General features: G+C 66.4%; 13 protein-coding genes. 7 read left to right on the top strand and 6 right to left on the bottom strand.

Annotated features, from left to right (window positions below):
* The first annotated feature begins 554 nt into the window (after nt 1-554).
* The 3 genes from prpE to ABIA73_RS15335 all read left to right on the top strand — a co-directional run bounded on the left by prpE (nt 555) and on the right by ABIA73_RS15335 (nt 4,255).
* Nucleotides 555-2,435, top strand: coding sequence for a propionate--CoA ligase (prpE, locus tag ABIA73_RS15345; protein WP_354275982.1), 1,881 nt, complete (start codon nt 555-557; stop codon nt 2,433-2,435).
* A gap of 226 nt (nt 2,436-2,661) precedes the next feature.
* Nucleotides 2,662-3,165, top strand: a complete 504-nt coding sequence (locus ABIA73_RS15340) for a hypothetical protein (protein ID WP_088101150.1) — start codon at nt 2,662-2,664, stop codon at nt 3,163-3,165.
* Between the two features lie 46 nt (nt 3,166-3,211).
* Nucleotides 3,212-4,255 (top strand): suppressor of fused domain protein, encoded by a 1,044-nt coding sequence (locus tag ABIA73_RS15335; RefSeq protein ID WP_025878085.1) that lies wholly within the window; start codon nt 3,212-3,214, stop codon nt 4,253-4,255.
* A 65-nt stretch (nt 4,256-4,320) separates the two neighbouring features.
* On the opposite strand, the gene ABIA73_RS15330 is transcribed toward ABIA73_RS15335, so the two are convergent.
* The 5 genes from ABIA73_RS15330 to ABIA73_RS15310 form a co-directional block, all read right to left on the bottom strand.
* Nucleotides 4,321-4,932 carry a glutathione S-transferase N-terminal domain-containing protein gene (locus tag ABIA73_RS15330; protein ID WP_354275981.1) on the bottom strand — a complete coding sequence of 204 codons (612 nt, stop codon included), beginning with the start codon at nt 4,930-4,932 and terminating at the stop codon, nt 4,321-4,323.
* Nucleotides 4,933-5,018: 86 nt separating this feature from the next.
* The gene (locus tag ABIA73_RS15325) at nt 5,019-5,477 is read right to left on the bottom strand and encodes a cell wall hydrolase (RefSeq protein ID WP_025878087.1); all 459 of its coding nucleotides are present in this window, start codon (nt 5,475-5,477) and stop codon (nt 5,019-5,021) included.
* Between the two features lie 299 nt (nt 5,478-5,776).
* Nucleotides 5,777-7,807, bottom strand: a complete 2,031-nt coding sequence (locus ABIA73_RS15320; protein ID WP_218788773.1) for an NADPH-dependent 2,4-dienoyl-CoA reductase — start codon at nt 7,805-7,807, stop codon at nt 5,777-5,779.
* 106 nt (nt 7,808-7,913) lie between these two features.
* Nucleotides 7,914-8,543: a membrane protein YczE gene (gene yczE, locus ABIA73_RS15315; protein WP_354275980.1), complete on the bottom strand. Its 630-nt coding sequence runs from the start codon at nt 8,541-8,543 to the stop codon at nt 7,914-7,916.
* 105 nt (nt 8,544-8,648) lie between these two features.
* Nucleotides 8,649-9,668 carry a zinc-binding alcohol dehydrogenase family protein gene (locus ABIA73_RS15310; protein ID WP_025878091.1) on the bottom strand — a complete coding sequence of 340 codons (1,020 nt, stop codon included), beginning with the start codon at nt 9,666-9,668 and terminating at the stop codon, nt 8,649-8,651.
* 358 nt (nt 9,669-10,026) lie between these two features.
* Between ABIA73_RS15310 and ABIA73_RS15305 the strand changes: the two genes are divergently transcribed.
* The 4 genes from ABIA73_RS15305 (at nt 10,027) to ABIA73_RS15290 (ending at nt 13,095) form a co-directional block, all read left to right on the top strand.
* Entirely contained in the window at nt 10,027-11,118 is a 1,092-nt protein-coding gene (locus ABIA73_RS15305) for an OmpA family protein (protein WP_025878092.1), read from the top strand.
* A gap of 217 nt (nt 11,119-11,335) precedes the next feature.
* Nucleotides 11,336-11,842: a hypothetical protein gene (locus ABIA73_RS15300; RefSeq protein ID WP_025878093.1), complete on the top strand. Its 507-nt coding sequence runs from the start codon at nt 11,336-11,338 to the stop codon at nt 11,840-11,842.
* 20 nt (nt 11,843-11,862) lie between these two features.
* On the top strand, nt 11,863-12,672 hold the full coding sequence (locus ABIA73_RS15295; protein WP_025878094.1) for a pseudouridine synthase: 810 nt from the start codon (nt 11,863-11,865) through the stop codon (nt 12,670-12,672).
* 84 nt (nt 12,673-12,756) lie between these two features.
* Nucleotides 12,757-13,095 (top strand): hypothetical protein, encoded by a 339-nt coding sequence (locus tag ABIA73_RS15290; protein WP_032977417.1) that lies wholly within the window; start codon nt 12,757-12,759, stop codon nt 13,093-13,095.
* A 122-nt stretch (nt 13,096-13,217) separates the two neighbouring features.
* Here the strand turns inward: ABIA73_RS15290 and kbl are convergent, their stop codons facing one another.
* A complete protein-coding gene (gene kbl, locus ABIA73_RS15285; RefSeq protein ID WP_059066100.1) occupies nt 13,218-14,423 on the bottom strand; it encodes a glycine C-acetyltransferase in 1,206 nt (401 codons plus the stop codon).
* Between the last annotated feature and the right edge of the window lie 125 nt (nt 14,424-14,548).

Below are 14,548 nucleotides of genomic sequence, written 5' to 3'. Positions count from 1 at the left end.
CATGTAACCCTCGGGGTTGGATCAGGTGTCCAACTCCTGGGGGTCACTTCACCCTGGGGGCTTGGCCGCGGCATCCATGCCGCGGACACCCCCGCAACCGGACCCACCCCGCCTTCGACAGATCTTCGGTGACGAATGGTCTATCCACGCTTTGCGATGGATCAAATCCATCGGAATCGAATATTTCGACAATTGAACGAAGAGCATCCACGCATGGCGTGGATCTACGTGTCGACCAAGGTCGACAGCTACCAACAGCAGCCCAACAGCGGCGAGAGTTTGTCGAAGGCGGGGTGGGTCCGGTTGCGGGGGCGTGAGCGCCATGGATGGCGCGACCGAGCCTACATGGACGTATTCACGGCGTCCGCCGCAATCGGACCCACCCCGCCATCCCAAGGAATGCACACTGTTGCTGTTGCCGTTGCCGTTGCCGTTGCTTCTGCGGGTGCAGGGCGCAGCCCTGCCGGCAACACACCCCCTACCAAGGTAGGGCGGCCCACGCGCCAGCGCCGGACTATGCTCGAAGCCATGACTTTGTCTGGGAGGGCTGCGTCATGAACTACGAGGAAACCTACCGCCGTTCGATCGACGAGCCGGAGGCATTCTGGGGCGAGGAAGCCAAGCGCATCCATTGGCACACGCCGCCGCAACAGGTGCTCGACTACAGCAACCCGCCGTTCCGGCGCTGGTTCGTGGGTGGTGAAACCAACCTCTGCTACAACGCCGTCGACCGGCATCTGGCCGACCGCCCGGACCAGCTCGCACTGGTCGCCAACTCCACCGAAACCAACAACACCCGCGAAATCACCTATCGCCAGCTGTATCGCGAAGTGAACGACTTCGCCGCCGTGCTGAAGCACCTTGGCGTCGGCCACGGCGACCGCGTGGTGATCTACATGCCGAACATGGCCGAGGCCGTGTTCGCCATGCTTGCCTGTGCACGTATCGGTGCGGTGCACTCGGTGGTGTTCGGTGGCTTCGCTGCGCACAACCTCGCGCTGCGCATCGACGATGCCAAGCCGAAGCTGCTGATCGCTGCCGATGCCGGCATGCGTGGCGGCAAGCTCATTCCGTACAAGGCGATGGTCGATGCCGCCTGCGCCGAAGCCAGCAGTCCGCCGCCGCACGTGCTGATCGTTTCGCGCGGGCTGGACCCGGCCGAGCCACGCATCGAAGGGCGCGACGTCGAGTACGCCACCCTGCGTGCGCAGATCGGGCAGACCGATGTGCCGGTGCAATGGCTGGAATCGAGCGAGCCCAGCTACCTGCTGTATACCTCCGGCACCACCGGCAAGCCGAAGGGCGTGCAGCGCGATGTCGGTGGCTATGCGGTGGCGATGGCACAGTCGATGCAGACCGTGTTCGACTGCAAGCCGGGACAGGTGATGTTCTCCACCTCCGATGTCGGCTGGGCCGTGGGCCATTCCTACAACGTGTATGGCCCGTTGATCGGCGGTTGCACCTCGCTGCTGTACGAAGGGCTGCCGACCAACCCCGATCCGGGCATCTGGTGGGCGCTGTGCGAGCAGTACAACGTGCGCACGATGTTCTCTTCGCCGACGGCGATCCGCGTGCTGAAGAAGCACGATGCCGACTTCATCCACCGCCACGACCTGGATGCGCTGAAGTATCTGTTCCTGGCCGGCGAGCCGCTGGACGAGCCGACCGCGCACTGGATCAGCGACGCGCTGGGCAAGCCGATCATCGACAACTACTGGCAGACCGAAACCGGTTGGCCGGCATTGACCCTGCTGCCTGGGCTGGACATGAAGCCGGTGCGGTTCGGCTCGCCCGGTTTCCCCAATCTCGGCTACCGGATGAAGGTGATCGACGAGAACACCGGTGAAGAGGTGGCTGCCGGGCAGAAGGGTGTGCTGGTGATGACGCCGCCGTTGCCGCCGGGCTGCATGAGCACGGTCTGGAATGACGACAGCCGCTTCCTGCAGAGCTACTTCAGCCACTTCAAGGAACTGCTGTACAGCTCGCTGGACTGGGCCATCCGCGATGACGATGGCTATACCTTCATCCTCGGCCGCACCGACGATGTGATCAACGTGGCCGGGCACCGTCTGGGCACGCGTGAGATCGAAGAGGCCATCTCCAGTCACCCGCGCGTGGCCGAGGCGGCGGTGATCGGGGTGAAGGACGAATTGAAGGGGCAGGTGCCGCTGGTGTTCGTCACCCTCAAGCAGGGGCTCGATGGCGAAGACCCGGCCGCAGTGGTGGCCGAGATGATGGCCACGGTGACCACCTCGCTGGGTGCGGTGGCGCGACCGGCGCACATCCATGTGGTCAACGCGTTGCCCAAGACCCGTTCGGGCAAGCTGCTGCGTCGCTCGCTGCAGGCATTGGCCGAGCAGCGCGACCCGGGCGACCTGTCGACGCTGGACGACCCGGGCGCGCTGGAAGAGATCCGCCGCGCGCTGGGACGCTGATCGGGGTGGTAGCGCCGGGCCATGCCCGGCGAGCGCAAAGCGCGGAAAAGCCGCCAGGCATGGCCTGGCGCTACCCAGGCCTGCCTGGACATGCGCTAAGCTCCGCCTGTCATCGACCTGCAACACGCGTCACGCGCCGGGGAACGCGCGTGCCACCCGGGGATGGCGAACAGGGGGCGTGCCCGCAAGGGCGCGCATGCGTATCGCATCGTGGGAAGGGGGAGCTATGGCACTGCTGCATGCCAAGACGGCCGCTGGCCGCCAGGAAATCGAAGATCGTGCCCGGCGCCTGCCGGCGGCGCTGCGTTCGATCCTGTTGATGGTTGACGGCCAGCGTGATGAAAGCGAACTGCGCGGCTTGTTCGAAGGACTGCGCGCGCCGCCGGATGCGCTGCAGCAGCTGGCTGCACTGGGCCTGATCGAAGTGGTCGGCGGCAGGGCCGAACCTGTGCCGCAGCGCGGGCTGTGCAGCGGCCGTGAGCAGGATCCGGCGCTGTACCAGCAGTTGTACGACGCGATGAGCGATGCCGTGCGCCGCCATCTGGGCCTGAAAGGCTACTTCATGCAGTTGAAGATCGAGCGCTGTACCGACGCGGTCGCCCTGGAAAAACTGTGCCCGGAAATGATCGCCGCGATCGGCAAGGCACGCAGCCCGGCGCTGGCCCAGCGCTGGTGGCAGGAGATCCAGATCTCGATGGCACCGGTCACTTCCGAGGTCGTGCCCGGCTGACGCGCGGGGTAAAGTGGTCCGCTCTTTTTCCGCCCAGGAGCCCCGCATGCAGGACGACACCGATACCCCCGGTTGGGATGCGATCAATGCCGCGCTGGCACCGCTGTACGCCGGCCAGGAGCCGCGTCACTTCGGTACCGCGCTGCCGTACACGCTGGGTGGCCAGGATCCGCTCGATGGCATCAGCGTGTACTGGGCGGAATCACCGGTTCCGCATTGGCACTACGTCACCTACGGCCTGTCAGAACTGTATGCAAAAGAGAGCAGTGATGCGGCTACCAGTGGCTATGGTTTCGAGCTGACGTTCCGCCTGGCTGCGGACAAGGGGGAGGATGCAGGCAGCACGCCGCCTGCGTGGCCGATGAACCTGCTGCAGAATCTGGCGCGCTATGTGTTCAGCAGCGGCAATGTGTTCGAGGATGGCCACCACCTCAACGCCAATGGCCCGATCGCGCTGGAGACCGACACCCGTCTCTGCCATCTGGCATTCGTTGCCGATCCGCAGTTGCCACCGCGCGACACCGCCAATGGACATTTGCAGTTCCTGCAGGTGGTGGGGCTGACCGACGAGGAAATGGACGCGATCAAGCGCTGGTCCACGCGCGGTGTCCTGCAGGTGCTTGAGGACGCGATGCCGCTGTGGATCACCGATCTGCATCGCGGCAATCTGCTGGACGATCCGGCGCTGGCCGCGCGGGTGGAGGCCGGCAGCGAGCGTGAGGGATCCAGTACCGGCATGTTGTTCATCGAGACGCTGGACTGGCGGCAGACGGCGGGTATCACCACGCTGGTGCTGGGGGCCGGGCAGGTCGGCAGTGTGGGTGAGCTGCTGCCACTGCGCCTGCGCCACGGCAAGGCACTGACGCTGGTCAGCCGCGAACGGCAATGGGAGTTCATGCCGGCCACCGATGGCGCGGTCGCGGTCGAGGACGACAACGTGCGCTGGATACTGGATGAGGCGGCGTTGCAGGCTTGGCATGGCGTGCGGCCGCAACGCGGGACCTACCCGGTGTCGAGTACGTTGCAGGTTGAAGTGGTGCCGACGTTCCTGCGCGATGCGAAGGGCGAAGTGATCCGCGAAATCGGCTGACCGCGCCGATGGCACCAATGGGGTCGGAGCCGCCTGCTGCGCAGACGGATCCGACCCCGGTTCCATCAGGCCAGCCCTTCGGCCTTCAGCACCGCCTGCACGCCCGGATCGGCGTCCATGCGCGCCTTGTAGGCGGCCAGGTTGTCCAGGCCCGACAGGTCGACCTTGGCGCCGGCCGCCCAGCGCAGGGTGATGTAGAAGTAGGGATCGGCGAAGCTGCGGAAGCCGGCCAGCCACGGCTTGTCGGCCAGCTGCCTGTCGGCGGTCTCGAACAGGGCGCGCAGGCGCTTGTGCGCGGCGGCGCGGATTGCGTCGTACTGGCCTTCATCGGCGATGAACTTGCCCGGCGCGAACAGCGGCGAGAACGCCGGGTGCACGTCGGAGTTGACGAAGGCCAGCCAGCGGGTGGCTTCAGCGCGCTGGCGCGGGCTGCCATCGCCGCCGAGACCGGCCTGCGGGTAGCTGTCGGCGATGTAGCCCATGATCGCCGCGTTCTGCACCAGCACGAAGTCGCCATCGACGATCGCCGGTACCACGCCGGCCGGATTGATCTTGAGGAATTCCGGACCCTTCAGGGTGTCCTTGTTCAGCAGTTCAACCTCGAACGGCTGGCCGGTCCACTGCAGGGCGATGTGGTCGGCGGTGGAACAGGCACCGGGCTTGCTGTACAGCTTCATGGGAACTCCAGGCGGGGTGTGGCGGGAAACCACCACTATCCCAGAGCCCAGCCACACGCGGCAACGCTGCCACCGGCAACGGATCGTTACGACTGCCGGGGCTTGAGGTTCTGCACTTTGTAGAAGGTGTGATCGCCGATGGTGGCCACCTGGTAGGCGTTGCGCCAGTTCGGGCTGGCGATGGCCAGCGCAGCGAAGTGGCTGGCGCCAGGCACGATCTCGCGGCGCTCGCCGGCTGGCAGCGCCCAGTTGCGCTCGGCGTCGAAGGCCACGTCCATCGCCTCACTCCACGCCGCATCGTTGCCCAGCTGGGTGCCGGGGGAGACGATGGTGGGGGCGAACTGCTTGCGCGCGGTCACCACCTGGCACATCGAGTCGCCCCACAGGCCACTGTCGAGGCGACGCAGGGCGACTTCGGCCACCGCCTGCTGGCCACGCAGGGTCTGGTCGCGGGCTTCCAGGTAAACGGTGGTGCTCAAACACAATGAATCAGCGGCCGGCTGCGGCAGCAACTGCGACAGCCAGAGAATCCAGGCCAGTTTCATATAACTCCTTGCTCCGTGTGGGACGCACCTGGCGGTTCCGGCAGCGCAGGCTGCTGGAGGCGGGGTACGACTTGGCGTCATGGGGAGGCGGCCATCGGGGCTGCCCCGTGGGCGGCCCCAAGAACACGATCGTGGATCGATCGGCGGGGTCCGCACCGGCTCACCGGAAACTGGCTGGTGAGCAGAAAGTCGGCGCAAGGTAGGGGGGGATTGCCGAACGCATCCTGAATCGTCCGGCTTGACATTCAGCTTGGGGGCCGGTGACGGAAATCACATTCCGGCCCCCATTCAGGTGTTCATCAGAGCGCGGCGGCGAGCCGGCTGCCCTGATCGATCGCACGTTTTGCATCGAGTTCGGCGGCCACATCTGCACCACCGATCAAGTGTGCGGTGATGCCCGCGGCCTGCAGTTCGGCCTGCAGCGCGCGCTGCGGTTCCTGGCCGGCACAGATCACCACGTGGTCGACCGGCAGCAGCTGTTCGCTGCCGTCCACGCGGATGCGCAGGCCCGCATCGTCCACGCCCAGGTACTCGACACCACCCAGCATGCGCACGCCCTTGGCCTTCAGCGTGGCGCGGTGGATCCAGCCGGTGGTCTTGCCCAGGCGTGCACCGGGCTTTCCGGCACTGCGCTGCAGCAGCCACAGCCTGCGCGGCGACGCCTCCACGGCCGGGCGGGCCAGTGCACCGCGGGCCTCGAAGGTGGCATCCACGCCCCATTCGGCCATCCAGCGTTGCGGGTCCAGCGATGGCGAGGGGCCGTCATGGGCAAGGAACTCGCCGACATCGAAGCCGATGCCACCGGCGCCGATGATGGCGGCGCTGGCACCCACCTCGACCCGGCCCAGCAGCACATCCAGGTAGTTGACCACCTTGGCGTGGTCGGCACCGGGGAAGTCGACCTTGCGCGGCAGGATGCCGGTGGCCAGTACGACCTCGTCGAAGCCGGCCAGGCTGGCCGCGTCGGCACGGGTGCCCAGGCGCAGCTGCACGCCTGTCTCGCCCAGCTTGTGGCGGAAGTAGCGCAGGGTCTCGTGGAACTCTTCCTTGCCGGGAATGCGCTTGGCCACGTTGAACTGGCCACCGATCTCCTCGCTGGCGTCGAACAGGGTGACCTGGTGGCCGCGTTCGGCAGCGACCGTAGCGCAGGCCAGGCCGGCCGGGCCGGCGCCGACCACGGCCACCCGCTTCGGTGCGGTGGTCGGGGTGTAGACCAGCTCGGTCTCGTGGGCGGCACGCGGGTTGACCAGGCAACTGGCCAGCTTGTTTTCGAACACGTGGTCCAGGCAGGCCTGGTTGCAGGCGATGCAGGTGTTGATGGCTTCGGCGCGGCCGGCGCGGGCCTTGTTCGGCCACTGCGGGTCGGCCAGCAGCGGACGGGCCAGCGACACCATGTCGGCACCGCCATCGGCGAGGATGCGTTCGGCGACCTCGGGCATGTTGATGCGGTTGGTCGCCACCAGCGGCAACGACACGTGCGGCTTGAGCTTGGCGGTGACCGCGGCGAATGCGCCACGCGGTACCGACGTGGCAATGGTCGGAATGCGCGCTTCATGCCAGCCGATGCCGGAATTGAGGATCGTCGCACCGGCGGCCTCGATGGCCTGGGCCTGCTGCACGATCTCTTCCCAGTTGCTGCCGTCTTCGACCAGGTCGACCAGCGACAGGCGGTAGATGATGATGAAATCCGGGCCGCAGGCCTCGCGGATGCGGCGCACGATCTCCACCGCGAAGCGCATGCGCTGTGCGGCATCACCGCCCCAGCGGTCATCGCGCTTGTTGGTGCGCGGGGCGATGAACTCGTTGATGAGGTAACCCTCCGAGCCCATCACTTCCACGCCGTCGTAGCCGGCTTCGCGGGCCAGCTTCGCGCTGCGTGCATAGTCGGCGATGTGCCGCTCGACGCCGCTGGCCGACAAGGCGCGCGGGGTGAACGGATTGATCGGCGCCTTCAGCTTCGACGGCGCTACCGACAGCGGGTGATAGGCGTAGCGCCCGGCATGCAGCAGCTGCAGGCAGATCTTCGCGCCGTGCTGGTGCGCGGCGGCGGTCAGCTGCCGGTGCGGGCGCACTTCCCAAGGCCAGGACAGCTTGCCGCCGAACGGCTTGAGCCAGCCGACCACGTTCGGCGCGAAACCACCAGTGACGATCAGGCCGACGCCACCTTCGGCGCGCTCTGCGAAGTAGGCGGCCAGGCGCGGGAAGTCGCGCGCGCGGTCCTCCAGGCCGGTGTGCATCGAGCCCATCAGCACCCGGTTGCGCAGCTGGGTGAAGCCCAGGTCCAGCGGGGCGAACAGGTGGGGGTAGGCGCTTTCGTTGGCTGGCGACATGTCGATACGCTTGCGTACGGAAGCGCGAAGGGTGCCGCGAAACGGCGCCCGGGGCAAGGGCTGCCTCGCTCGGTGGCGCCGGGCCATGCCCGGCCTACCGGTCAGCTCAGGGCGATTGCGGTTGCCGGCCAGCGGCCGGCACTACCGGTGTGCGGCCGATCCCGAACCAGCCAAGCGTGACCCCGCACAACGGTCCGATCAGCAACGCGAAGGCGAGCGTGCCGACGCCGACATTGCCGCCCAGCCACCACCCCAGCAGCAGCACGCTGCCTTCGATCAGGCTGCGCACCTTCCAGATTGGCCAGCCGGTGCGCGCGTGCAGTCCGGTCATCAGGCCATCGCGCGGGCCAGGGCCGAGCTTGGCGCCGATGTACAGGCCGGTGGCCAGCGCCACCAGCAGCATGCCGGCGCAGAACATCGCCACCTGCCAGCCGAGACCGACGGCCGGGGGCAGCAGCCACAGTCCGAACTGGGCCGAAGGGCCGATCAGCATCACGTTGAGCACGGTACCGACACCGGGCTTCTGCCGCAGCGGCCACCACAGCAGCAGTACCAGCGCGCCGATCACGTTGGTGGCCAGGCCGAACGACAACGGGGTCTGTGCAGCAATGCCCTGCGACAGCACATCCCACGGCGCGACACCGATGGCGGCGCGGACCATCAGCGAGGCGCCGAAGCCATAAAGGAACAGACCGATGATCAGTTGCAGCAGGCGCAGGGGCAGGGCGGTGGGCATGACGGGCTCGGGGGAGGGGGATCTGTTTCCACCCTATCCCCGAAACAGGCCGTTCAATAGATACAGATGCCGGCCAATCCACTGCGACAGGCTGTGGGTGGTGAATCAGTCGTCCCAGCCGGCCAGCGCCAGCTTGCCGATGGTGCGGCCGCCGGCCAGACGCTGATGCGCGGCATCCAGGTTGGCCGCATTGATCGGGCCCAGCACTTCGCTCAGCGTGCCGCGCAACTGGCCCGCGTCGATCATGCTGGCGGCGCGGTTGAGGATGCGGTGCTGCTCAATGCGGTCGGCGGTGGCAAAGCGCGCGCGGGCGAACATGAATTCCCAATGGATGCCGATGCACTTGGCCTTGTAGGGATCGCCGATGCGCAGCGGGCCGCGGGGTTCCACGATCAGGCCTACATGTCCCTGTGGTGCCAGCAGCTGGCCCAGTTCGTCCCAGTAGTGATCGGTGTCGGCCAGGTTGAGTGCCACCTGCACTTCGTCGACGCCAAGCGCCTGCAGCTGCGGCAACAGGGGCTGGCGATGGTCGATGACATGCTGGGCGCCCATCCGCCGGCACCAGTCGATCGAGGCTTCACGCGAGGCGGTGGCAATGACCTCAAACCCCGCGTGGTGGGCCAGCTGGATCGCCATCGAGCCGACGCCGCCGGCACCGCCGATCACCAGCAGGCGCTGGCCGGCGTGGCGGCGATCATCTAGCTGCAGGGGCATGCGCTGGAACAGCAGTTCCCAGGCAGTAAGGGTGGTCAGTGGCAGCGCGGCCGCTTCGGCGAAATCGAGGGTGGTCGGTTTGCGTGCCACCAGCCGCTCATCCACCAGCTGATACTGCGCATTGCAGCCAGGGCGGGTGACATCTCCTGCGTAGTAGACCTCGTCACCGGAGGCGAACAGGCTGGCCTCCTCGCCCATCGCTTCGACCACCCCTGCCGCGTCCCAGCCGAGAATGCGCGGGGTATCCAGCGACGCGGCCGGCGTGGCTGCGCGCAGCTTCCCGTCGACGGGATTGACGGAAAGTGCTTCGACACGGATCAGCAGGTCACGGCCACGCGGCGGCTGCGGCGGTGGCAACACCAGGTCGCGCAGGGCAGGGGCGGAGTCACGGCACAGGGCGACGGCTTTCATTGCAGCTCCAGCTCGGTTCCTGTCTGCATCATAAGGTTCCTCACCTCGATGGGCGCGCGCTGAACCGCTTTGGGATGACCCGCGCCAAATCTGACGCATCTGGCCGTTAAACCCTTCCAAACCCTTGTGGTGCGTGGGTCTTGCGGATTTTCATCATCCTGTATAGGGTTTCAACGTCGGACCGGTGGCCGGTCGTGCGCGGCGCTTCACATGTTACGGGACTGTTAACATGACCTTCACCCGCCTGAGCATAATGTTCGCGGCGGTGGCGTGCTGAATCGGCTGTCTGAACATCGACGCAGTAGTGCTGGCCCATGCCTCTACCGGTTTCATACCCCCGAAATAGGAGCTGTACTCAATGAACAAGAAGATCCTTACTGCCGCGCTGCTGGGCGGTCTGGCTTTCGCCCAGGCTGCGTCGGCGCAGGAGTTCGATGACCGCTGGTACCTGACCGGTTCGGCCGGCTTCAACTTCCAGGACAACGACCGCCTGACCAACGACGCTCCGTTCGTGACCCTGGGTCTGGGCAAGTTCATCAGCCCGAACTGGTCGCTGGATGGTGAGCTGAACTACCAGAACCCGAACTTCGACGCCAACCAGGATCAGAACTGGTCGCAGTACGGCGTGTCGTTCGATCTGCGTCGCCACTTCATCAAGGAAGGCCGCGGCTGGAACCCCTACATCGTGGGCGGCCTGGGCTACCAGAAGTCGGAAGAAGAGTACCCGGCTCTGGACACCAACGGTCCGCGTGAGCGCAAGGACGGCAACCTGGCTGCCAAGCTCGGCGTCGGCCTGCAGACCACCTTCGACAAGCGCGTTGCTGTCCGCGCCGAAGTGGCCTACCGCGCTGACTTCGACGACCAGAGCATCGCCGCGCGCGACGAAAGCTGGTTCGGCGACGTGCTGGCTTCGGTCGGCGTCGTGATCCCGCTGGGCCCGGCCCCGGTGGCTGCTGCTCCGGCTCCGGCTCCGGTTGCCCCGAGCTGCGCCGACCTGGATGACGACGGTGACGGCGTCAACAACTGCGACGACAAGTGCCCGAACTCGCAGCCGGGTCAGACCATCGGTCCGGACGGTTGCCCGGTGCCGGTCTCGATCGACCTGAAGGGCGTGAACTTCGACTTCGACAAGTCGAACCTGCGTCCGGACGCTGTGGCCATCCTGAGCGAAGCCACCGAGATCCTGAAGCGTTACCCGGATCTGCGCGTTGAAGTTGCCGGTCACACCGACTCGAAGGGTACCGACGCTTACAACCAGAAGCTGTCGGAGCGTCGTGCTACCGCGGTGTACAACTACCTGACCAAGAACGGCGTCGACGCTGGCCGTCTGGCCGGTCCGATCGGCTACGGCGAGAGCCGTCCGATTGCGCCGAACACCAACCCGGATGGTTCGGACAATCCGGAAGGTCGCGCCAAGAACCGTCGTACCGAGCTGAACGTCCAGAACTAAGTTCTGACGCTCTGCCAGTAAGACACAGCAGGACCCGGCTTCGGCCGGGTCTTGTTGTTTGTGCGGTCCGCAATGATGAATCAGCGCTGGAATGGTGACCGTTCGTCGGCAATTTGCTTATTAAACCAATGAGTTGCCGTATTCATTGAAAGTGGCGCTTGAAAGATGACGCGGCATTGCTAAACTCGCCGCGTCACTTCCTTTCGTGGATGCCCTCATGCTGCGCTCTGCATCGGCTGCCGTTCTGGCGCTGGCCCTGGTTCCTGCTGCTCACGCTGCGGTCGATTGCTCGGTCAACACCAGCGCTTCGCCGCTGCCGTTGCCGGCCACGGCCGTCGCCCCGGTGGCCGACGAGCTGTACATCCGCAGCAGCCAGCTGGGCATGTCCAGCGGCGTGCTGGGCAGCAGCTACGATCCGTCGCAGTCGCTGGACCAGGTGCTGCAGCGCTTGCGCATCGATGGCTGCCAGAACATCGCCAAGGCGATTCCGAGCGCGCCGGCGGTGAAGCCGAATGATCCGGCCGCGTACAAGCCGCAGACCGAGTTCGACAACACGCCGTGGCGCTTTGACATGAGCCAGAACGGCAAGCGCATGACCGCCGAAGAGTTCGACGCCTGGATGAAGGCGCGCGGCGTACGCGTGGTCAAGGCGCGTCCGGTTCCGGCAGCCACCCCGGCCGCAGCCGAAGTGCCGGCTGAGACCAAGCCGGTCGACAAGAAGTAAGCGCGGCGGGGAGCAGAGGCTTGCGCACGCGCCGCCCACCTGCCGCCCCCGCTGCCCGCTCCCACGCTGCGCGTGGGCGTGCGAATCCCCCTGCGGTTTCCGCTGGCGTGCGCCATGGCCTGGCGCGCGTGCTGTCCAAGGCGGGTGTGTGCTCGCGCAGCGAGGCCGCGCGCTGGATCGCTGATGGCCGCGTTCGTGTCGCCGGGCGCATCGTCCGTGATCCGGAATTCCCGATTGCCAGCCCGGCGCCACCGATCGAGGTCGACGGCCAGCCGATGGGCGCACCGCAACGTCTGTACCTGATGCTCAACAAACCGCGCGGGGTGGTCACCACCGTGCAGGATGAGCGTGGCCGCGACACCGTGTACCGCTGCTTCGATGGTGCCGGCCTGCCGTGGATCGCGCCGGTCGGTCGCCTGGACAAGGCCAGTGAAGGCCTGTTGCTGTTCAGCAATGATCCGCAGTGGGCTGCGCGCCTGACTGATCCGCAGACCGGCCCGCACAAGACCTACCACGTGCAGGTCGATCGCCTGCCCGACGAGGACACCCTGGCCGCGCTGCGCGCCGGTGTCGAAGACGAGGGCGAGTTCCTGCTTGCCCTGGCCGTGCGCGTGCTGCGCAGCGGTGACAAGACCGCCTGGCTGGAGGTGGTCCTCGACGAGGGCCGCAACCGCCATATCCGTCGCCTGCTGGCGGCCTTCGACCTGCAGGTGCTGCGCCTGGTCCGCGTTGCGATCGGAGAGCTCACGCTCGGCGATCTCGGCAAGGGCCAGTGGCGGGCGCTGGAGGTCAGCGACCAGCAGCGGCTGGGGGCCGCTGCACCGGGCTGAGTGATGCCCACGGCCGGCGCTTGCCGGCCACCGTTCCAGGCGTAGGGGGCGCCTGGTTGTCGAATGTCCAGAACGGAGCCTGTCATGTATCACCCGACCCTCAAGCAAACCCTGCGCTGCGCCAGCCTGTTGTTGCCGATCGTGCTGTTGACGGCCTGCGGCGGCCACAAGAAGACGGCCAAGGCCGATCGCCCCGCCGAAACCCCGGTGGTTGAAGTGAAGACCCCGGAGCTGGATGGCCGCGGCAGCTATCGCTTCATGATGAGCAACGGCGACCAGAAGATGACCGCCGACCAGTTCGATGCCTGGATGAAAGCCAATGGCATCCGCGTTGCCAAGGGCAACGGGCAGGACGCTGTGGCCAAGCCGGTGGTGGTCGCCAGCAAGGACGAGCCCAAGGACAAGAAGAAAAAGAAGAAGTAAGGCCTGGCAGGTGCCGACCTTGGTCGGCACGTCCTGATGGGTAGCGCCGGGCCGTGCCCGGTGAGCGCATGGCGCGGCTATCGGGAAACCGCCGGGCATGGCCCGGCGTTATCCGTGGGTGATCAGCCCTTGATCACGCCCAGCTCGACACCGATGCGGGTGAATGCATCGATCGCGCGGTCCAGGTGCTCGCGGCTGTGCGCGGCGCTGATCTGGGTGCGGATGCGGGCCTGGCCCTTGGGCACCACCGGGAAGAAGAAGCCGATTGCATAGATGCCTTCTTCCAGCAGCCGCTCGGCGAATTTCTGCGCCAGCGGTGCGTCGTACAGCATCACCGGGCTGATCGGATGCACGCCGGGCTTCACGTCGAAGCCGGCAGCGGTCATCTTCTCGCGGAAGTAGGTGGTGTTGGCGGCCAGGGTGCTGCGCAGGTCATCGGCCGCGGCCAGCATCTCGAACGCCTTGATGCCGGCGGCGACCACGTGCGGCGGCAGCGAGTTGGAGAACAGGTACGGGCGCGAGCGCTGGCGCAGCAGCTCGATCACTTCGGCGCTGGCGCAGGTGAAGCCACCCAGCGCGCCGCCCATGGCCTTGCCCAGGGTGCCGGTGATGATGTCGATCTTCTCCAGCACGCCCTTGACCTCGGCCGAGCCGCGGCCCGTCGCGCCGAGGAAGCCGGTGGCATGGCATTCGTCGATGTGGACCAGCGCGTTGTACTTCTTCGCCAGCGCGGTGATTTCGTCCAGCGGCGCGATGAAGCCGTCCATCGAGAACACGCCGTCGGTGGTGATCAGCTTGGTCTTGCAGCCGGCCGCATCGGCGGCCTGCAGCTGCGCTTCCAGATCGGCCATGTCGCAGTTGGCGTAGCGGAAGCGCTTGGCCTTGCACAGGCGCACGCCGTCGATGATCGAGGCATGGTTCAGTGCATCGGAAATGATCGCGTCGTTCTCGCCCAGCAGCGGTTCGAACAGGCCGCCGTTGGCGTCGAAGCAGGCCGCGTACAGGATGGTGTCCTGCTTGCCGAAGAAGTCGGCGATCTGCTTCTCCAGCTGCTTGTGCAGGTCCTGGGTGCCGCAGATGAAGCGCACCGATGCCATGCCGAAACCGTGGCTGTCCAGCGCGTCCTTCGCGGCCTGGATCAGGTCAGGATGGTCGGCCAGGCCGAGGTAGTTGTTGGCACAGAAGTTCAGCACCTTGCGGCCGTCTTCCAGGGTGATCTCGGCGGACTGCGGGCTGGTGATGATCCGCTCGGACTTGAACAGGCCCTGGGCGCGGATGGCGTCCAGTTCCTCAGCATAGTGGCGGGTCAGGGCGGAGGAGTCGGTCATGGCGTGGGCACGGCTCAGCACGGGGAAACCGCTGATTCTACCGGGCATCGACGGCTGCGGACCGGGCCGGATGGGGCACCGCCATGGCCGGCACATGTTGCATCGCAATAGCAAACGGGTTAAAA

The organism is Stenotrophomonas sp. 2694, from assembly GCF_040548715.1.
GTDB classification, from domain to species: Bacteria; Pseudomonadota; Gammaproteobacteria; order Xanthomonadales; family Xanthomonadaceae; genus Stenotrophomonas; species Stenotrophomonas indicatrix.
This window is presented reverse-complemented; position numbering and strand designations above follow the sequence as displayed.